A 19,315-nucleotide genomic window follows, 5' to 3' on the forward strand; every position below is an offset into this window, starting at 1 on the left:
CAGGCCCAGGACGGCCGCGTGACCCGCAAACCCAGCACGCCATCATGAGCGCCACCCGTCAATTGCTGGCGCGGGATGGCTACGACCAGCTTTCGATAGAGGCAGTCGCCCGTGAGGCCGGTGTCAGCCGGCCCACCATCTACCGGCGCTGGCCGTCCAAGGCCCACCTGGCCTTCGACGCCGCATTCGGCCAGCCGCCGGACGGCGAACTCCTATCCTTGTCAGGCGATTTCGAGACCGACCTCCGCGCCTTCACCCACGCGGTGCTCACGTTCTGGGGCGACCCCGTGGTCGAAGCGGCCGCGCTGGGCATCCTCACCGAACGCCGCCGCGACCCCGAACTACACATCCGGACCCAGCAGCTGCTCGACGAACGGACCCGGGGCGCATTCCGTGCGCTGCTCGACAGCGGCGTCGATCAGGGCCGCGTCCGTCCGGATGTCGACGTTGCCATGGTCTACCAGACCTTGATCGGGACCGCGTTCTACATCGCTCACATGGAACCGGACGTCGACGCCGAAGACGCCGCAGATCGACTGTGCTCGTTGCTGATCCACGGGGCAGGGCGCACCCAACCACGAAAGAAGGACACCGCATGACCGACCGAGAAGCACTGTCCGAGGCGTTCAACGCCCTGCTCGACGAGGTGCGTGGCATCGAGCAGAAGCTGCTCGCCGCAGACCCTCCACTGAGCGAGGCCGACCTGCTCGACGGGTACCGCCTGCCGTTCAGCCTGCTGCGGGTCGGCGTCGACGCCTACGTGTGGGGCGACCGCGACAAGCCGATCCTGGTCGACGTCATCAGCCCGTATCTCAAATGGGGAGGCGACAATTCGGACGCCTACTACCAACTCGCCCCGCTGGACCCGGCCCGTACCTACCGCGTGACCGGCAACCGCGGCGACGCGGTGTATCTCTCGATGACCGTCTACGGCGGGCCGGGCGAAGGTCGTTACAGCGACCGCATCGTCGGCACCATGAACGATCGCGGCATGGAATTCGACGAGGACGGCAACTTCGAGTTCATCATGAGCCCCGATCCGCATCCGGGCGCGTGGCTCAAACTCGACCCGGACACCGAATTCGCCTTGACCCGCGACTATCTGAACGATCCGGGCACCGGGCGCCGGCCCGTCTGGCGGATCGAATCGCTCGACCCGCCTGCCCGGCGCACCGACAGCGCCGCCGAACTGACCCGCCGCTTCCGTTACGCCAAAAATTGGCTGCACGAACAGGTTTCGTTCCTGCCCACCAGGGTGGAACCCGCCAACGCGCTGCACCCGCCGTTCCCGGTGCCGCAGAACGCGTACGGCTGGTCGGCTGCCGACGCGGCGTACTCGATGGGCGCCTACGATCTCGCGCCGGATCAGGCGCTGATCATCGAGGGCACGTCACCGGACTGTGTGTTCTGGAACCTCTGTCTGTGGAACCCGTTCCTGCACACCTACGACTACACCCACGAGCGGGTCACCATCAACGGCGCGCACGTCAGTTATGAACCCGACGGCTCCTGGCGGATCGTCATCAGCGAGAAAGACCCGGGACACCCGAACTGGGTCGCGACGGCCGGCCGGCCCAAGGGCCTGATCTGGCTGCGGTGGTTCCTGCCCGAGCAGACCCCGGCCCACCCGCAGTGCCGGGTCGTCGACCTGGCCGAGGTGGCCGCGCTGTGACCACGGGCGTGCAGCGTCCGGCGCCGATCCGGTTCGACGACCTGACCCATCCGGTGTATCCCGCTGCGGCCCAACCGATCCGCGATGGCCTGGCCGCCTACGGCGCGACTCTCGAGGTGAGCCCGGCCGCGCTGCTCGCCGCGGCCACCGAGCGGTCCGGGTTGACCGATTTCGGCGACCCGGCGTTTCGGGAACGTCTCGACGTGCTGTGTACGGCGCTGCGCGACGAAGCGGACCTGTCCGACACCGGGGTGGCGATCACCTTCGAGCAATTGGTGGGCAACCTGGTCAATCGGCTGCGATTGGAAGCCCTGATCACCGAGCACCCCGAAATCGAGAACATCGAGATCGAGCGGCCGATCGTCATCTGCGGTCTCCCCCGCACCGGCACCACGCATCTGCACAATCTGCTCGCGGCGGACCCGGCCCTGCGTCATCTGCCCTATTGGGAAAGCCTCGAACCGGTGCCCGCCGCCGGTGAAGAGGCACCCGGACCGCGGCGGGATCGCTGCGCGGCGGGCCTTGAGCTGATCAACTCCTCGATGCCGGAATTTCGCCGCATGCACGACATGACCGTCGAGCACGCGCACGAGGAGATCCAGCTGCTCGCCAATGACATCTCCGGCATGCTCTGGGAAACCATGTACTACGTGCCGAGTTTCGCCGCCCACTACAAGGCGCACGATCAGGCGGCCTCGTACCGCTACGTCAAGCGCAGCCTGCAGGCCATGCAGTGGCTGCGGGGCGGAACCCGATGGGTGCTCAAGTCACCGCAGCATTTGGAACAGTTCCCGACTCTTGCCGCGACCTTCCCGGACGCGACTTTCATTGTCACGCACCGTGACCCGGTCGAGGTGACGCTGTCGATGATGACCATGATCTGCTACGCAACGCGAATGGCGGTTGCCGAGCCCGATGTCGGCAAGCTGACCGGATACTGGCTGGGGCGCATCGACGATCTGCTGACCGGCTGTATCCGGCATCGCGACAAGCTGCCCGCCGGGCAAGCGATCGACGTGCGATTCGACGACTTCATGGCCGACGAAGAAGCCACGCTGCGCGACATCTACCGCGTCGCCGGCCAACCGTTCGACGACGACGTGCGCGCGGCCATGACCAGCTTCCTCACCGAACACCCCCGCGGACGGTACGGCGGTGTCATCTACGACCCGGCAGATCTGCAGCTCGACGCCGCAGCCGTCGCCGAGAGATTCCGCGACTACTGCGATCGCTTTCTCACCACCACGGAGGACAAATGAATCACACTGCAGCACAGCCAATCTCGGCTGACGCCTGGGTGGCCACCGCGCTCGGTGAGCCCACCGAGGTGTTGGAGCGGCAGACGGTCGAGGTACGGGCGCCGGGCGCAGGAGAAGTCCGGGTCGCGGTGCGCGCGTTCTGCCTGAACTTCAACGACATCGACATCATCAAGGGCCGCTACACCACCCTGCCCCTGCAGCCCCCGTTCGTGCCCGGTATGGAAGCGGTCGGCATCGTCGAAAGCGCGGGCCTGGGCGCCGAGCATCTGGTCGGCCGACGCGTGGTGGGAATCCCGGTGATGGCCTTCGGCGGCTATGCGTCCTACGCCATCGTCGACGCGGCGACGGTGCTCGATCTGCCGGAGTGGGTCAGCGACATCGACGGCGCCGCCCTGCATTACCCGTTTCACCTGGGCTGGTTCGCACTGCGCGAACGCGGCCGCCTGAAGCCCGGTGAGACGCTGCTGGTGCACGCTGCTGCGGGCGGCACCGGCTCGGGCGCGCTGGTGCTCGGAAAGGCCTTGGGCGCCAGAGTGATCGCCACCGCGGGCAGCGACGACAAGCTGGAGTTCTGCCGCAAGCTGGGCGCCGACCATGCCGTCAACTACCGCAACAGCGGCTGGGTTGACGAGGTCATGGAGCTCACCTACGGGCGCGGCGTGGACGTCGCGTTCGACGCGGTGGGCGGCAGCGTCACGACAGATACGTTCCGCTGCATGGGATTCAACGGCCGGCACCTGATGGCCGGATTCGCCGAGGACATCACTCTGGAGGACGGCGACTACATCTCGCCGCGGCCCATCGCCTACGGCAACTTCGACGTATGCGGGGTGTGCCTGGTGTACGTGACCGATCCGCTCGCCGTGCGCCGCACGCTCGGGTTCAACTGGCCGGCCCGCTCCGAAGGTCTCGATGCGCACGTCAAGATTCTGGAGCTGATGCGTACCGGCCGGCTACAGACCGTGGTCGGCGAAAACGTGGCCTGGGAGCAACTGCCGCAAGCACTTCGGCGGATGGCCGCGCGGGAGACCACGGGCCGCTTGGTGGTGAGCACCGGCGCACACGATTAGTCGCTGAGCGCCCCGGCCCGGCGCATCGCGGCGGAGATGAGTTCGAAGTCGATGGCGACGTGCGCGCGGGCGAGCGCGTCCGCGTCGTCGCCGCGACCGTCGGCGATCGCACCGATCAACTGTTCATGCTCGGCCAACGCGCGCATCTCCATCTGACGCATGGTCGCGGGCTCACCCCAAAGGTGCGCGGGCGCACCGATGCTCACCGACGCTTCAAGGTCCAGCAGCACCTGCTTGAGGACGTCGTTGTGGGCCGCATCGATGATCGCGAGGTGCAATGCGCTGTCGGCCTGCTGGGCTGATAGTCCGCTCTCGGCGCACCGATATGCCTCGAGCCGCTCGCGCAGCACCGCGACGTCGCGGTCCGACCGAGACTCGGCCGCGGCCCGGCAGATGGCCCGTGCAGCCGGCAGATCGCGTCGCAACGATCCCGGAGCTCGTCGAGACGCATGGTCAGTGTCCGACACACCGACTCCGTCGACGACTCGGGCCATTGCTCTAGTACGTAGGACCCGCCGCCGCGGCCTCGCCGGGTTTCCACCAATCCACGGTCCACGAGTCTGGCCAATGCCGCGCGCACTGTCATGCGCCCGACCTTCAGCGCGGCAGCCAGCTCCCGCTCTGCGGGCAATCGCGCGCCGGGCAGGTATTCACCGAGCGCGATCGCGGTGACGAGCCGGTCGGTGATCTCGTCGATCCGCGACGGTGATTCGAGCTCGCACTCCAGCAAACCAGGCACTCCGGCGCCGGCTGGCTGCGTCATCGCGTCTCCCCTCTCCCAACCGCCCCCACAGTATCGGCACCAATTGTTAAAACACGATTAATGGTCTTGCCGCGAGACCATTAATGTCCCATGCTGGCCTCCATGCCATGTACGACCCGCACCGTCCCGTTCCGCGGACACGAGACCTGGGTTCAGGTCACGACGCCCGAAACCGCCCACCCCGATGCCCTGCCCTTGTTCGTCTTGCACGGCGGGCCGGGTATGGCGCACAACTACGTCGCCAACATCGCCGCGCTCGCCGACGAGACGGGGCGCAGCGTCATCCACTACGACCAACTCGGTTGCGGCAACAGCACCCACCTCCCAGACGCACCCGCCGAGTTCTGGACGCCGGAGCTCTTCGTCGACGAGTTCCACACGGTGCGGACAGCTTTGGGCATCGACCGCTATCACGTACTGGGACAGTCGTGGGGCGGCATGCTGGGTGCCGAGATCGCCGTGCGAGAACCGGCAGGCCTGGCCTCGCTGTCCATCTGTAATTCCCCGGCATCCATGCAGCTGTGGCTCCACGGGGCCGCCGAACTCCGGGCACAACTCCCGCCCGACATGCTCGGCGCCATGCGCCGCCATGAAGCGGACGGAACCGTTGCCGATCCGACCTATCTGGCAGCCACACAGGAGTTCTACCGACGGCACGTGTGCCGGGTGACGCCCATGCCCAAGGACTTCGCGGACAGCGAGGCCCAGATGGTGGCCGACCCGACGGTGTACTACACCATGAACGGCCCCAACGAGTTCCACGTGATCGGCACATTGCGCGACTGGAGCATCATCGATCGGCTGGCCGCGATCACCGCACCGGTGCTTGTGGTGGCCGGTGAATTCGACGAGGCGACCCCAGCCACGTGGCAGCCGTATGTGGACAACATCGCCGATGTCCGCAGTCACGTGTTTCCCGACAGCAGTCATTGCACACACCTGGAGAAACCCGAAGAGTTCCGTGCCGTCATCGCGGAGTTCCTGCACGAGCATGATCTGGCCACCGCCGCCCGGGTCTGACACCCACCATCCCCCGACCCGACAGGACTTCTATGGCAACTGACACCGGCGCGGCCAACACCAGCCACCTCACCACCGGTGAGGCTCAACGCACTCTCGAATCATTCGGCTACAAACAGGAACTCAACCGCTCGGTGTCCACCGTCGACCTGATCGTCTACGGGCTGGTGTTCATGGTGCCCATCGCGCCGTGGACGATCTTCGGCACCGTCTACAACAGCGCGTCGGGCATGGTTCCGCTGGTCTACCTCATCGGCCTGATCGCCATGGTGTTCACGGCACTGGCGTATTCGCAGATGGCCAAGTCGTTTCCACTGGCCGGGTCCGTCTTCGCGTATGTGGGCCGCGGTATTCACCCCGGGCTGGGATTCTTCGCAGGCTGGGCAATTCTGCTGGACTACCTCCTGATCCCCACCCTGTTGTACGTCTTCGCCGCGGAGTCGATGGTCGGCCTGTTTCCGGGGACGCCGCGCTGGGTCTGGGCCGTCGTGTTCGTGGTCGTCAACACGGTCATCAACCTGCTCGGCGTCGGATCGCTCAAGATCGTCAACCGCATGTTCCTGGCCGTCGAGTTGGTGTTCGTCGCGCTGTTCGTCGTCATCGCGGTACGCGCCATCAACGGACAAACTCTGCCCAACGTCGGGTGGAGCACAACACCGATCTGGAATCCCGATGTGGTCAGCGCCCCGCTGATCGCGGCCGCATTGTCGATCGCTGTGCTGAGTTTCCTTGGTTTCGATGGCATTTCGACACTCGCCGAGGAGTCCACCGGCAAGAGGAACCCTGCCGGCCGGGCGATGATCATCGCGCTGTTCGTGGTGGCGTTCCTGTTCATCACCCAGACCTGGCTGGCCAGTCTGCTGGCAGGTGGTCGCGCGTCGTTCGGCGACGACGAGGTGGGCAATGCGTTTTTCCTCCTGGTGCAGGCCGCCTCGAGTACCGGCTGGATGAATGCGTTCTTCGTGGTCAACGTGCTCGCGGTGGGCTTCGCCAATGCCATGGCCGCCCAGGCCGCCACCAGCCGTTTGCTGTATTCGATGAGTCGCGACCGGCAACTGCCGACATTCCTGTCGACCATCAGTTCGCGCAAGGTGCCGATCGCAGCGATCCTGGTGGTCAGTGCGCTCAGCCTGGTGCTGGTCCTGTTCTTCGTCGGCCAGATCGGCCTGATCTCGTCGCTGGTGAACTTCGGCGCGCTGTTCGGGTTCTGCCTGCTGCACATCTCCGTGGCCTGGTACTACCTGGTGCGCAAGAAGTCGAAGAATTACCTGCTGCACCTCGTGGTGCCGACCATCGGTTTCCTGATCATCGGCTACGTGTTGATCAACGCCGACGCACTGGCGAAGATCGGCGGCATCGTGTGGCTGATCATCGGGGGAATCATCTTTGCCACCAATATGATTCGCGGCCGCGGTGTGCCCGACCTGGCCGAGTAGTTACCGCGCCAGCACCTGCATGTCCGGCGCCAGCAGATCGGTCAGCTGCGACCACGGGACGGTGATGACAGGCTGACCGTGGGCGAACTGGTAGTCCTCGAAGTGGATTTCCAGTCCGTCCGCGGTCGGGATCCAGTTGTGGAAGTTCTCCGCGACGGGCGCGTTGCCCCGCAGGTCGGGCATCGGTTTTCCCGTGCCCGACACCGTCGGAAACAACAATTTCGTCTGTTCGGAGAGCCGGTTCAAACCCGCTTGTTCGTCGGTGAACAGATTGTCCAGCGTGATCGGGCCACCATTGCGGCTGTCGATGACCACGGTGGTGACGTAGTCCAATGGATGCGCGGCGTGCCGGTGGAAGTACACCCCGGTCAGCACCTGGGATATCGCCGTCGGCCGGAAGCTCACGGCGGGTTTCGCCTCGAAGGTCGCGTTGTCGCGAATGACCTCGTCGCGATTGAGCATTGCGGCCATCGTCTTGCCGGAAGCCACACTGGCCGCGTTGAACGCCGCGCTCACCGCACCGTCACCGCCGGATATCTGCCCGACGTCGAGCTTCCAGCCGTTCGCGGGATCGACCGCGGTCGACGAAACCGTGTACGTCGCACCGTTACTCGTGCCGGTATCCGCGACCGCAGTGCCGGTCGCACCGAACAACAGCACGATGAGGCCGAGCGCTGCGGACAATCCCCTGATCGACATCACTCGATTATCGGTGCAAGCTCTGCCCCAGTTCCGCGGCAAGATCCCCGTTTCGCCCGACTGTCACGTCGTCCACCCCGAGCCACGCGGCCATCGTCCGCAACTCCCCCGCCAATGCGGGCGCCACCCGGGAACGGTCCTGACCGTCTTCGGTGAAAGCGCCGACGACATGCAGGGCACCGTCGGTCCGTTTGAGATCGACCCGGCCCACCAATTGCCCATCGAGCAGGAAAGGCCATACGTAGTAACCGAATTGACGTTTGGGAGCCGGGGTATAGATCTCGATGCGGTAGTGGAAATCGAACAGTCGCTCGACCCGGGGGCGGAAGAAGATCAGCGGATCGAACGGACACAGCAGGGCCGTACCCCGATCCCGCCGGGGCACGGTCTGCCCCGACCGCAGGTAGGCCGGGACGCCCTCGATGTCGACGGGCTCCAGCTCGCCATCGGCCACCAGCTTGGCGATGGCCGGTTTCACCTGTTTGGCGCCGAGACGGAAGTAGTCCCGGATGTCGGGTTCGGTACCGATTCCCAGCGCCGTCGCCGCACGCAGCGTCAGCTCGCGGATCGCCTCGTCGTCATCCACCTCGCGGGACACCACCTCAGGTGGCAGCACATTCTCGGTGAGGTCGTAGTGCCGGGCGAATCCGACGCGCGTCGCCGTCGTGAACACCCCCGACGCGAACAGTGCCTCGGCCACCCACTTGGTATCACTGCGCCCCCACCACGGGCCTTTGCGCCCGCGCGGCTCGGCTTCCAGGTGGGCTTCGATCTGCCCGGCCGTCGACGGGCCCAACTGGGCGACCGCCGCGACGATATCCTCGGCGAGCTTGGGGTTCTTCCGGACGATCTCGGTACCCCACCGGCCGTGGGTGTACTCGCGCATGCGCCAGCGCAGCAGGGGCCAGTCTTCGACCGCCATCAACGCGGCCTCATGAGCCCAGTACTCCACCAGCAGCCGGGGCGAGCGCGCCGTATGCGACCAGGCGGCCCGGTCGAGCACGTCGCGGTCGTACGGCCCGAGCCTGCTGAACACCGGCGCGTAGTGGGCGCGGACCGCGACAGACACCGAGTCCAACTGCAGCACCTGGATCCGGGAGATCAATCGGCGCAGGTGCGCACGCGCGACCGCACCGCCGGGTTTCGGTTCATGAAAACCCTGTGCCGCGACGGCGATGCGGCGAGCCTGCGCCGTAGTTAGGGAGGCCACCCCGCCATCGTTCCCCAAGCCACCGACAAGTCGGCCCGACACGGTGGCGATACTGGTCGACGTGGCGTTCGACTGGGATGCGTTCGAGACCGAGTTGACCCTGGCGGCTGCCGATGCGGTGCGCGCACTGGTCGCCGCGGCGGCACCGGAACGGCCATACGCCGTGGCGTTCAGCGAGTTCTACGCGGAGCTGACGGGCGTGATCTACCTGCCCGGCCTCGCACTCGCCACCGAGGAATCGGTCACGGAGCCGGACTGCCGATTCAGCCCACCGGATTGGAAATACCAGGACTACGAGTGGGGCGAGACCGATGCGCAGTGGGGCGACCGGCTCAGCGCGGCGGTGTCGGGACTGCGGCGCGCGCGCTGGGAGCAGGAATGGGATCGCTTCGCGCAGGCGATGCTGCACATCGCAGCACGGATGCGCACACAGTTGGTCACCGACGGGACGCTGCCACCCGACGTGGTCGTCTACCTCGACGACGAGGACGCGGACCTGCTGGTGCGCTCGCTCACAGCCGATGAGCTGAACCGCCATTTCCCCGAGTACGCCGCCGCCGCACAGGCCGAACGCGATGTGCTGGCAATGCCGACGGAACAACGGGTGACAGCGCTGGCCGCGGCGGCGGGTCTGACACCGCGTCGCGGCCGGGACGAACTCGGGCACCTGCTGGGCCGGGAACGCGCCCTGAGCCTCCTGCTAGAGGCGGGTGCGGACGCGGTACCTGCCGGGATCGCAGCACTCGGGCACCACGAGACCGCCTGGACGGGAGCCAAACTCCTCGCCGACCTGAATATCGCGACGCCCGAGGTCATGGCCGCACTGCGGGCAGCGCTACCGCTGCGCGACAACGCCCACGACTGGGTGGCCGCGGCGCTCGGCCGTCTGGGTGCGGGCCTGGCGGTGCTGACGCGGCGCGACCTGCCTGCCGACAGCAGAGCGGCCGCGGTGGCGGCGCCGTACCGTTCGTTTCGCGACCATGCTCGCAGCCACCCGCCCTTGGATTACACGCTGCTGGCGGCCGGGTTGTCCGATCCGACGGTCGCCGCGATCGTGGCCGACGCGCTGGAACCGGGACGCGGGTACTGCACGCTCGACGCTGCCGACCTGCCCGGCGTGCAGCCTGGGCTCGACCATCCAGAGCCGGTGATCCGGCGGCACGCCGTCGTCACCATCGGCGACCTGATCGGCCCGTTGGGTCCGGGTGACCCCGACGACCGTGACACGGACCCGCTGCGGGGGCGGATCGCCGAGCTGGCGGCCAACGACCCGGATCCCGATGTGCGGCGGTTGGCCGGCTACGTCGTCGAGGGCCGCTGATCACGGCGGTAGCTGCAATACCGGTATCGCAAACCCGACGCGCTGGTCAGCCAGTCGCCGGTGGTCTGCGCCCACGAGTCGTCGAGCACGGGCGCCATGGCGTCGCCGTCGACGGGTGCCAGGTCGATGTCGATCTCGGTGACCTCACACCGGTCGGCGAACGGCAGCGTCATCGCGTAGATCTGGGCACCGCCGATGACCCAGCCGGTGATGTGCTCCGGCAGCGCCGTCACCACGTCGGCCCCTTCAGCGGCGAACCCCGCATCGCGGGTGATCACCACGTTGCGTCTGCCGGGCAACGGGCGCACCTTCGCCGGCAGCGATTCCCAGGTCAACCGGCCCATCAGCACGGTCCGGCCCAACGTCAGTTCCTTGAAGCGGGCCTGGTCCTCGGGCAGCCGCCAGGGGATCCGGTTGTCGCGGCCGATGACGCCGGATGTCGACTGTGCCCAGATCAGTCCGAGGCGCCCCGTCACTGTTCGGTCCTGCTGGCAAACCTCATACCGCGACAGGGGCCTTGATGGCTGGGTGCGGGTCGTAGTTCAGGATCGCGATGTCTTCGTAGGTGTAGTCGAAGATCGAATCACGCGGGGCCAGAACGAGTTCCGGGTACGGCCGGGGATCGCGCGTCAGCTGCAGCGTGACCTGGTCGACGTGGTTGTCGTAGATGTGGCAGTCCCCGCCCGTCCAGATGAACTCGCCGACCTCCAGACCCGCCTGGGCCGCCATCATGTGGGTCAGCAGTGCATAGCTCGCGATGTTGAACGGCACTCCGAGGAACAGGTCGGCGCTGCGCTGAAACAGCTGGCAGGACAGCTTGCCGTCGGCGACGTAGAACTGGAAGAACGCGTGGCAGGGCGGCAGGGCCATCTGTGGAATCTCGCCGACATTCCACGCCGAGACGATGTTGCGCCGGGAGTCCGGATCACGCTTGAGCAGCTCAAGGGAATTGCTGATCTGATCGATGTGTTCACCCGAGGGAGTCGGCCAGGACCGCCACTGCACACCGTAGACGGGCCCGAGATCACCTGTCTCAGAAGCCCATTCATCCCAGATGGTGACCCCGCGCTCCTGCAGCCACCGCACGTTGGAGTCACCGCGCAAAAACCACAGCAGCTCGTAGACGACGGATTTGGTGTGCACCTTCTTGGTGGTGATCAGCGGGAAACCGTCGGCGAGGTCGTAGCGCATCTGGTGACCGAACACGCTGCGGGTTCCGGTGCCGGTGCGGTCGGACTTCGGCGTTCCGGTCTGCAGCACCAGCCGCAGCAGATCCTCGTACGGCGTCGCGATGGGCACGCGCTCAGCTTACGGGCAGCGGTTAGGGGTAGAACAGAAGCCATGCCGACGATCAAGGACACCATCACCACGCCCGACGGCACCTGTGCCGTGACGCTCGCGACCCCAGAAGGCCATGGTCCTTGGCCCGGCGTGGTCATGTACCCGGACGCCGGCGGTGCGCGGGCGACGTTCGACGACATGGCCGCAAAGCTGGCCGGCTACGGCTTCGCCGTGTTGGTGCCGGATGTGTACTACCGCGACCCGGGCTGGAAGCCGTTCGAGATGGCGACCGTCTTCGGCGACGCCGGCGAACGCAACAGGCTGTTCGCGATGATGCGGAAAGTGACTCCGGACGTCATGGCGGCCGACGCGGCGGCGTTCTTCGATTATCTGGCGGCCAGGCCTGAGGTCACCGACGCGAAATTCGGCACCACCGGGTATTGCATGGGCGGCCGCACGTCCCTCGTGGTGGCCGGCCGGGTGCCCGATCGGGTTGCCGCGGCGATGTCGTTCCACGGCGGCGGGTTGGCCTCCGACGACCCGGGCAGCCCGCATCTGCTGGCCGACAAGATCCAGGCAGCGGTCTATGTCGGCGGCGCCGAGAATGATTCCTCGTTCACCGCCGAGCAGGCGGAAACCCTGGACAAGGCGCTGACGGCCGCCGGCGTCGAACACATCATCGAAACCTACGCAGCGGCACATGGATTCGCTGTTCCCGACAACGCCCCCTACGACGAGGCCGCCGACGAACAGCACTGGGAAGCCATGGAGAGCTTCTTCGGTTCGCGCCTCGGCTGACCCGCCGCGTCGCGTCGTCACCCGGTAAGCGACGATTGAGACGTGTACGACCAGACCAGCACCAGTGAACCGGATCCCAACGCCGCCCCCGGCTTCCGCATCGACCCGGTACTCGCCCGCAGCTGGCTGCTGGTCAACGGAGCACAGTACGAACGCTTCGCCCCCGCTGCGCATTCCCGCGCCGACATCGTCGTCCTGGACATCGAGGATGCCGTCGCGCCGAAGGACAAGGACGCCGCCCGCGACAACGTGATCCGCTGGCTCGGCGACGACAACACCGACTGGGTGCGGATCAACGGGTTCGGCACCCGGTGGTGGGCCGACGACCTGGAGATGCTGTCGGGGACATCGGTCGGCGGGATCATGCTCGCCATGGTGGAGTCCGTCGACCACATCACCGAAACCGCCAAGCGGCTCCCGAACGTGCCGATCGTCGCGCTCGTGGAGACCGCACGTGGGCTGGAACGGATCACCGAGATCGCCGCGACCAAGGGCACTTTCCGGCTCGCGTTCGGCATCGGCGACTTCCGCCGCGACACCGGATTCGGCGACAACCCGGCAACGCTGGCGTACGCGCGGGCCCGATTCACCATCGCCGCCAAGGCAGCTCACCTTCCGAGCGCGATCGACGGGCCCACGGTGGGTTCCAGCGCCTTGCGACTGTCGGAGGCCACCGCGGTGTCAGCCGAGTTCGGCATGACCGGCAAGATCTGCCTGACGCCGGATCAGTGCCCGACGGTCAACGAGGGCCTGTCCCCGTCTCAGGACGAGATCAGTTGGGCACGAGAGTTTTTCGCCGAGTTCCAGCGTGACGGCGGGGAAATCCGCAACGGCTCGGACCTGCCCCGCATCGCCCGGGCCAACAAGATCCTCGACCTGGCGAAGGCCTACGGCATCCACGAGTCCGAGTACGGTGACGACCCTGACCACGTGCCCGCCCCGTCGGACACGTTCCACTACTGAGTTTCTTTGTCCCGGTGGACGAAAGTGCGCATCGCGCGGAGCAAGCCGCGGCCGGCGTAGATACCCGCGGCCACGGAGACGATGATCATCGCTATGAACATCGTCAGCCAATTCGATCTGCTGTGACTGACGTTCCACCAGACGATCGTGAACAGTACGGCGCAGACGAATACGACGATGTCACGCCAGTTTCCGCGGTAGGACATGGCCGCGTCGCGAAGCTCCCGGCTGCGTTCTCCTGCCGTGACGAGTTCGCCGATTCGCTGATCGATGCTCGCCTTCAGGCGCGTACGCAATTCGACGTCCTCTTCCGGGAGCCGATCGAGCAGATCCATGTCCTTGATGATCAGTCCACGGACGTCCGGCGGCTTCAAGTTGCCCGCGATCACGCCGAGCATTGCGCCACCGGCGATCGGTGCGGCCCCCAGGGCCAGTTCGGCGATACCCGGCATGACTTCCTCTCTGTTGGTCCCGGCGGTCACCGTATCGTCCCGACCATGCGACGGTGCCGGGCGGGCTGCCGGCCCGTCAATATCGCGTGGTCACACTGTCTCAGTCCGGCATCAGCCCGACTCGCTGGCCGCTGCGGTCGTGTCGCTCACGACGTGCTCGCTGCTGGGCGGGTGGGACCCACTTCGTCTCGCCGATCGACACTGAGCGGCGGATGCGCGAGGGGCGGGGTGCTCCGCCTTCGGCGTGGATGATGCGCCGATTGGGCGGGTAGCTGACTCACCCGTTGCGGATGGGCAGTTCGGCCAAGGCCAGCAGTTCATCCCGGTCCTGGTGCTGAAGCCAGATGAGAAAGCTCCGGTCGACGACGTTCAGACGCCTGTTGGTCTCGTCGTAGTCGAGAATGATCGGCTTGATCGCCATCTTGCCCACCTGAAGGGAGGCGGTAGACAGCAGCGCCTGAGTGATGTTTCCGGGGTTGATAGGCGCTTCTGGGTGCTGCTCATTGATGGCGGAGCGAAGATCCCCGTAGTTCAGCCCCTTCTCAAGGTCGTCCACGTCGGCGTTTAGTACCGGCCATAGCAGCCACTTGTACATCTCCAAAGTTGAAGTCTGGAACCCCGCAGCGAAATTGATGATGAATCCCGTGTACCGGGCGGAGTGAGCGTCGACGGCCTCTTTGATAAGTTCGGGCGCATCGGCATCAACCTCACGGTGCGTTGACTGGGTCTCGTAGACACCCGCGCGCTCGCACGCGAGCCGACAGCTTTCCTGCACCACAAACACGTTGCTGAAACAATTCTCAAGCAGGCTGGTCTTGAACTGTTCAGAGAATGTGATGTTGAGTAGCTTCTCGCCACTTTCAATCACCTGCAGCAATTCGTCGGTCAACCAGCGGTCGGCGTCGATGGCAACGACCCGGCCTGTCAAGTCACCGTTCTGCTGCACAAGGCGGTTCTGATCTCGCCACACTCCGACGACGATGAAGGAGTACTTCGATGATTCATGGAATGCCTTCAGGGCGACCGCGAAGTCCCGTTGCGTGGCCTCAGGCAGATAGTGGAAATCTTCCAAGACTATGAACCGGGGACAACCCGCATTGTCGAGAGCGGAGATGATGTCGTTGACGTCTGCTGGGTCCAACTCCATCGGCCGCGTCTCTGTCTTGTTTTCGCGCTTACCCGCGCCTTCAGCTGCCGCTTCCGCGGTCGCCTTGTTTCCGAACAGGTTGAAGCCGCCGCCGAACTTCGCCGACACCTTAGCCTCACCACTCACCGCCTTCGTAGAGGTGCCCTCGACTACATATCCCGCCTTGCTCAGGATCGCGCTGTGAAGCTGAGCGAGCGACCACCTGTTCGAGCAGGTGACGAAGATATAGTCGTCGTCCTTGAGGTTGAACTTCCGGAGGCAGGTCTTGCCCTGCTTCGAAGAGCCGTAGACGACTATGTGCTGGTCGCGGCTGAGTGCTCCAACGAATCGGTTGTCGACCGACGTGCGGACGACATAGTTCTTGGGTAGGTCTCGGGCGACACCAAAAACGTCGTCCAAACGTACCGGCGAATTGCCGAAAGTCATCACTACAACCTAGAGCACGCCCTCAGTTAAGCCCGCTGGAATCCGCGCGGCGTGATCGGCAGGTAGGACCGCTGCCCAGTCGAGTAAAGCTGATGATCACGCTGCCTGGCGGGCAACGGGACTGGCCGAATGTCCATCGCTTCTGCGGCGGCTTGCAGCGACCACGATCGGGGAATGTGGTAGTCAGCGATGTGATGAACCGTGGCGTCAACGGTGCCGTCGGACTTGAGCTTGATCAGTTCGTGAGTCGCGCGCTTGAGGTGGTTCATTGCCTGCATCGTGTTGCCCCACACCGCCATCTCGACCGCCGCCTTGTTGATGTAGTTGATGGTCCCGCTCTCACCGAGGTAACGGCGACGTGCCACGTCCCATAGCGAGTCGAGCGCCTTGGTGATGAGCACAGTCACCGACATCTCGCGGCCAGGGTTGGAGTCCTCCATCGTGAACCACCAATGCGCTTCGTTCCTGGCGGCATCCGGAGACGCTTTCTTGTGCAGGTAGACGTGGACCGGCCCTTCGTGCAGCGTGACCGGCTCACCGTCCAAAGGCTGCCAGGCGACCTTGGCCTCATCGTCATCGACGGCGACCGCGCTGATTCCGTGCTTAACCGCGTTGTAGACGAATGCGTCGCCGAGGACGCGATTCGCACAGTCGATCAGCAACATTTCCAACGCGTCGATTGCATCGTCGAACTCATCGTCGGTGAGCCCGATGACCGAATCGACCCGGCTGACGCCGCCCAAGAACACGGTTGAGATCTGCTCGCGGTCGAACCCGTTGTCCAGCTTGGCTGCCACCTTCTCCTTGTACTCGGCAAAGCCGGTCGACGCCGACATACCGAGCCACGGACACTCGGGATGCTCGACGTGGGCGAAGAACAGTCGCAGCAACGCCTCTGAGGCATGGTTGGCGATCATCACGGCCTCCATGCGGAGGTATCTCTGGCGGGCGTCCGACGTCGGAGGCGGCATCGGGCCGAAATGAACCGGGCCGATCATCCGGTCGGAGCCGTACAGCTGTGCTAGTCGGTCGTCGCTGCACGCCATCAGGGACAGCGACTCGATCCGCATCTTGATGAACTCCGCCGGGTCGGCGGTGTAGAACACGGCGTTGAGTTCCGGGTACTGCCCGGGATCGAGTCGCCGCCCCTTCGGGTCGTCTTTCTCCCACGGCTTCGAACCACCTCGGTACTTGCCCATGCACCGGAGTCTACGAACGGGTGCCGACAAGTGAGCGACACCAGTGGCGGGCGAGCCGACTAACAGAGAGCGAGTGCGCTGACCTTGTTGACGTGATGCTTCAAGGCGGCTGCGAGTAGATCACGCAACGGCGAATCTGGTGTTAGGCCCATTGACCCGAAACTGGTCGGCGGTTCGTCCATCCCGTCAACGGTCTCCGCCCCCGCGAGCGACAGAAATACGTTCTGCACCGTCCCTTCCGCACGACGGAGCATGACCAGGATGAGCGTGTCGTAGATCGTCATCTGGTCCAGGATGCTGCTCAGCGGCGCGTCGGCAGGGGCAGTAACGATCACCGGATCACCCCCCGCCGTCGTATTGGCAAAGAACCAGTCACGGTCCTCGGGATACGCGGTGATCTGGCGGCCCACCTGTTCGAAAACCGCGTCGACGTTCGGATGGTCAATCGGAAGTCGGAGCCAAATACCGAGGCTGCCAATTTCCCCTTCGATGTACTCGCGGATCTCGGGCAGAGCGGGGCTGTCTAGTGAGAACGCCAGCGCATCGCGGTATTCGGCGCGTACGTCGTCCAGGGTCTTGCCCCCGCCGACGATGCTCTCCGGCATCGAGTAAAACTGCCACGCCGGGTCATGCTCTGCGTCAAGGCGATAGATAACGGTTTGCACAGGGTGTGTCATCTGCTCACCTCCTTGCGCGCCTCGGACTCAGTCAGGCCGACATCTTCGACTAAGACACGCCGAACCATGTTTCCCGTTATGTCGTCTCCGTCATGGTATGCGAACGTGAACTCCTTGTGTCTTCCCCGGTATCGTCGGTGGCCGCCGGAACTGCGGAGATATTCACAGTGTTTGTCGATGATCTTCGCCAGCTTCCGGCCTCGCATCGATGGCCATCGATCACCCACGGTTATCCCGCCGCCGTCGTGCAGTGCCGCGAGTCACACGCGGATGGTAGCGATGTTGGGACTCGAAGCGATGTACCTAGCCCTGTGCATGTCGTGCAGAAATACAGAATGCCGCTCGTTACGACTCGTTCATCAACGTCGCGGCGACCGTTGCGCCGAGGTTCCAGCACGCCTCGACGTCGGCCTTAGTCGGTTTGCCCATCACCACGACCGTCTCCGCCGCCTTCACCCAGCCGAGACCGGCGGTGATGCCGTCGATGGCGCGTTCGGCTCCCTCGGTGCCCTCGTTGCCGTGGAGGTAGACACCGAACGGTCGCCCTCGGGTCGAGTCGAGCAGTTGGTAGTAGCTCTGGTCGAACGCGTGCTTGAGAGCACCCGAGACGTACCCGAGGTTCGCGGGCGTGCCCAACACGTAGCCGTCGGCTTCCAGCATCTCGACCGGCGACACCATGAGCGCCGGTCGGCTCACGACCTCGACACCCTCGATCTCGGGGTCGGTCGCCCCGGCCACGACCGCCTCGAACATCTCCTGGCAGTGCGGTGACGGCGTGTGGTGGATGATCAGCAAGCGCGACACCCTCCCCACCTCCTTCTGTCGGGTCTACTGATGCCACCGGGAAACCGCCCACGGCGGCCCCTCTCCCTCTTTCCATCGAGATGGAGGCAGCACGGCTTCCATGAACGTACTTGCCGAAGCGGGGTCTCTGTCTGGCCACTGCGGGACTCGGATCGACGCGGCGATGTTGGTATCCGGCTGCTCGAAGCAAACTTCGTTCGACGCCGCAACGATCTCGAAATTCACCTGCGCCGCCTCCTCGGCGTCCAGTTCGAATGGCGGGTGGAGATCGTGGCCAGCATTCGTGAGTACCACGAGACGGTGCGGATCAACTGGAAATAGAGCGATCGGCGAAGTGGCCCAACCCAAAGTGCGCCAGCGCGGCGCGACAGAGCCTCCGAGATAGACCACAGGCTCATCACACGTGAGGAACAGAGACGCACTGTCAACCAGCCACCATGTCCGTTGCGTCGAAAAATGTGGAACGGCTTGATTCCGCCACACGCCGATGGTGCTCTCAAGGGCGCGGGGCTTACGTTCCGCGCTGATCAATGGCCGGTTGAGAAACTGCTGCAAGATCGCACCGTGACGGTGCGGCGAATAGGGAATCCGGTAGAGCTGACAGACGAAAGGCAATAAGGGACTGAGAATCTCGGCGCGCCCAAAACGATTGAGCGCGTCCTCGATGCGCAGTTCGCGATCGTGCTTTGCGAGCGTCCGCTGGTCTTGCAGCGCCACAAAGACGGCCAGATTCGCGATCAGATCGCGGTCAGTCATACGACCGGCAGTGAGGTCATCAAGCGCCCGAAGCCACCCGGCGGCGTCACTCTCTATCCGTGACATGTGCTTTTCGAGCCAACGACTTGGGAAGTCTGGCTCCAGATCGTCGGCTGTGATTGTGTAGAGATTGGTCCGTTTCGCGACGTCCTCCGGCGGTTGAATGTGACTGCCGCCGCTGTCCGTCTTCGTCAGCCGAATGTTGCCGTCTCCGTTTGCCCATCGGCGTAGGTACATCTGCGGGACATAGTGATGGCGCTTGCCGACACCACCTTCGATCGTCTGCCGCTTGGACTCCGCGATCTCGGCGTCAGACGTCCACCGGTGACTCACCACACTGGGCGCCTATTCGCGGGGTAACC

The 19,315-nt window shown here is 65.0% G+C and carries 20 protein-coding genes and 1 pseudogene; 9 read left to right on the top strand and 12 right to left on the bottom strand.

The features are described from left to right. The first annotated feature begins 44 nt into the window (after window positions 1-44). From BTO20_RS22350 to BTO20_RS22365, 4 genes are read left to right on the top strand one after another with little or no spacing between them, the layout of a single operon-like run. The gene (locus BTO20_RS22350; protein WP_232490819.1) at window positions 45-599 is read left to right on the top strand and encodes a TetR/AcrR family transcriptional regulator; all 555 of its coding nucleotides are present in this window, start codon (window positions 45-47) and stop codon (window positions 597-599) included. Next, window positions 596-1,672, top strand: a complete 1,077-nt coding sequence (locus BTO20_RS22355; protein ID WP_087078315.1) for a DUF1214 domain-containing protein — start codon at window positions 596-598, stop codon at window positions 1,670-1,672. The genes BTO20_RS22350 and BTO20_RS22355 overlap by 4 nt, the downstream gene beginning before the upstream one ends. Continuing rightward, the gene (locus BTO20_RS22360) at window positions 1,669-2,931 is read left to right on the top strand and encodes a sulfotransferase family protein (protein ID WP_087078316.1); all 1,263 of its coding nucleotides are present in this window, start codon (window positions 1,669-1,671) and stop codon (window positions 2,929-2,931) included. Before BTO20_RS22355 ends, BTO20_RS22360 begins: the two co-directional genes overlap by 4 nt. Continuing rightward, the gene (locus BTO20_RS22365; protein WP_087078317.1) at window positions 2,928-4,001 is read left to right on the top strand and encodes a zinc-binding dehydrogenase; all 1,074 of its coding nucleotides are present in this window, start codon (window positions 2,928-2,930) and stop codon (window positions 3,999-4,001) included. The genes BTO20_RS22360 and BTO20_RS22365 overlap by 4 nt, the downstream gene beginning before the upstream one ends. On the opposite strand, the gene BTO20_RS40670 is transcribed toward BTO20_RS22365, so the two are convergent. Both BTO20_RS40670 and BTO20_RS40675 read right to left on the bottom strand, forming a co-directional pair. Next, window positions 3,998-4,468 (bottom strand): FCD domain-containing protein, encoded by a 471-nt coding sequence (locus tag BTO20_RS40670; protein WP_232490820.1) that lies wholly within the window; start codon window positions 4,466-4,468, stop codon window positions 3,998-4,000. The two genes, BTO20_RS22365 and BTO20_RS40670, sit on opposite strands and share 4 nt — an antisense overlap. Before the next feature lie 110 nt (window positions 4,469-4,578). After that, a pseudogene (locus BTO20_RS40675) lies at window positions 4,579-4,764 on the bottom strand (GntR family transcriptional regulator); the annotation flags it as partial. Window positions 4,765-4,866: 102 nt separating this feature from the next. Here BTO20_RS40675 and BTO20_RS22375 point away from each other — a divergent pair. Continuing rightward, the gene (locus BTO20_RS22375) at window positions 4,867-5,784 is read left to right on the top strand and encodes a proline iminopeptidase-family hydrolase (RefSeq protein WP_232490821.1); all 918 of its coding nucleotides are present in this window, start codon (window positions 4,867-4,869) and stop codon (window positions 5,782-5,784) included. A 32-nt stretch (window positions 5,785-5,816) separates the two neighbouring features. Then, the gene (locus BTO20_RS22380) at window positions 5,817-7,220 is read left to right on the top strand and encodes an APC family permease (RefSeq protein WP_087078319.1); all 1,404 of its coding nucleotides are present in this window, start codon (window positions 5,817-5,819) and stop codon (window positions 7,218-7,220) included. Here the strand turns inward: BTO20_RS22380 and BTO20_RS22385 are convergent, their stop codons facing one another. Then, complete coding sequence (locus BTO20_RS22385) at window positions 7,221-7,919, bottom strand: RsiV family protein (RefSeq protein WP_087078320.1); 699 nt, start codon at window positions 7,917-7,919, stop codon at window positions 7,221-7,223. It lies immediately after the preceding gene. A 7-nt stretch (window positions 7,920-7,926) separates the two neighbouring features. Then, the gene (locus BTO20_RS22390; protein WP_087082497.1) at window positions 7,927-9,129 is read right to left on the bottom strand and encodes a winged helix-turn-helix domain-containing protein; all 1,203 of its coding nucleotides are present in this window, start codon (window positions 9,127-9,129) and stop codon (window positions 7,927-7,929) included. 61 nt (window positions 9,130-9,190) lie between these two features. Between BTO20_RS22390 and BTO20_RS22395 the strand changes: the two genes are divergently transcribed. After that, window positions 9,191-10,450: a DUF4303 domain-containing protein gene (locus BTO20_RS22395; RefSeq protein ID WP_198344023.1), complete on the top strand. Its 1,260-nt coding sequence runs from the start codon at window positions 9,191-9,193 to the stop codon at window positions 10,448-10,450. Here the strand turns inward: BTO20_RS22395 and BTO20_RS22400 are convergent. Together BTO20_RS22400 and BTO20_RS22405 are read right to left on the bottom strand one after the other, a co-directional pair. After that, a complete protein-coding gene (locus BTO20_RS22400) occupies window positions 10,429-10,926 on the bottom strand; it encodes a dihydrofolate reductase (protein ID WP_087078322.1) in 498 nt (165 codons plus the stop codon). The two genes, BTO20_RS22395 and BTO20_RS22400, sit on opposite strands and share 22 nt — an antisense overlap. 22 nt (window positions 10,927-10,948) lie before the next feature. After that, window positions 10,949-11,749 (bottom strand): thymidylate synthase, encoded by an 801-nt coding sequence (locus tag BTO20_RS22405; protein WP_087078323.1) that lies wholly within the window; start codon window positions 11,747-11,749, stop codon window positions 10,949-10,951. 42 nt (window positions 11,750-11,791) lie between these two features. On the opposite strand from BTO20_RS22405, the gene BTO20_RS22410 reads away from it, so the two are divergent. Together BTO20_RS22410 and BTO20_RS22415 are read left to right on the top strand one after the other, a co-directional pair. Then, window positions 11,792-12,529, top strand: coding sequence for a dienelactone hydrolase family protein (locus tag BTO20_RS22410; protein ID WP_087078324.1), 738 nt, complete (start codon window positions 11,792-11,794; stop codon window positions 12,527-12,529). 42 nt (window positions 12,530-12,571) lie between these two features. Next, entirely contained in the window at window positions 12,572-13,492 is a 921-nt protein-coding gene (locus BTO20_RS22415) for an HpcH/HpaI aldolase/citrate lyase family protein (RefSeq protein ID WP_087078325.1), read from the top strand. Here the strand turns inward: BTO20_RS22415 and BTO20_RS22420 are convergent. The 6 genes from BTO20_RS22420 to BTO20_RS22450 all read right to left on the bottom strand — a co-directional run bounded on the left by BTO20_RS22420 (window position 13,486) and on the right by BTO20_RS22450 (window position 19,289). Continuing rightward, the gene (locus BTO20_RS22420) at window positions 13,486-13,944 is read right to left on the bottom strand and encodes a hypothetical protein (RefSeq protein ID WP_087082499.1); all 459 of its coding nucleotides are present in this window, start codon (window positions 13,942-13,944) and stop codon (window positions 13,486-13,488) included. The two genes, BTO20_RS22415 and BTO20_RS22420, sit on opposite strands and share 7 nt — an antisense overlap. A 277-nt stretch (window positions 13,945-14,221) precedes the next feature. Beyond that, window positions 14,222-15,517 (bottom strand): hypothetical protein, encoded by a 1,296-nt coding sequence (locus BTO20_RS22425; RefSeq protein WP_087078326.1) that lies wholly within the window; start codon window positions 15,515-15,517, stop codon window positions 14,222-14,224. 26 nt (window positions 15,518-15,543) lie between these two features. Further along, window positions 15,544-16,716, bottom strand: coding sequence for a hypothetical protein (locus tag BTO20_RS22430; RefSeq protein ID WP_087078327.1), 1,173 nt, complete (start codon window positions 16,714-16,716; stop codon window positions 15,544-15,546). A gap of 59 nt (window positions 16,717-16,775) precedes the next feature. After that, the gene (locus tag BTO20_RS22435) at window positions 16,776-17,393 is read right to left on the bottom strand and encodes a hypothetical protein (RefSeq protein ID WP_087078328.1); all 618 of its coding nucleotides are present in this window, start codon (window positions 17,391-17,393) and stop codon (window positions 16,776-16,778) included. A 345-nt stretch (window positions 17,394-17,738) separates the two neighbouring features. Then, the gene (locus tag BTO20_RS22445; RefSeq protein ID WP_087078330.1) at window positions 17,739-18,197 is read right to left on the bottom strand and encodes a flavodoxin family protein; all 459 of its coding nucleotides are present in this window, start codon (window positions 18,195-18,197) and stop codon (window positions 17,739-17,741) included. A gap of 24 nt (window positions 18,198-18,221) precedes the next feature. Continuing rightward, on the bottom strand, window positions 18,222-19,289 hold the full coding sequence (locus tag BTO20_RS22450) for a DUF4238 domain-containing protein (RefSeq protein ID WP_087078331.1): 1,068 nt from the start codon (window positions 19,287-19,289) through the stop codon (window positions 18,222-18,224). Between the last annotated feature and the right edge of the window lie 26 nt (window positions 19,290-19,315).

This window comes from Mycobacterium dioxanotrophicus (assembly GCF_002157835.1).
In the GTDB taxonomy this organism is placed as follows: Bacteria; Actinomycetota; Actinomycetes; order Mycobacteriales; family Mycobacteriaceae; genus Mycobacterium; species Mycobacterium dioxanotrophicus.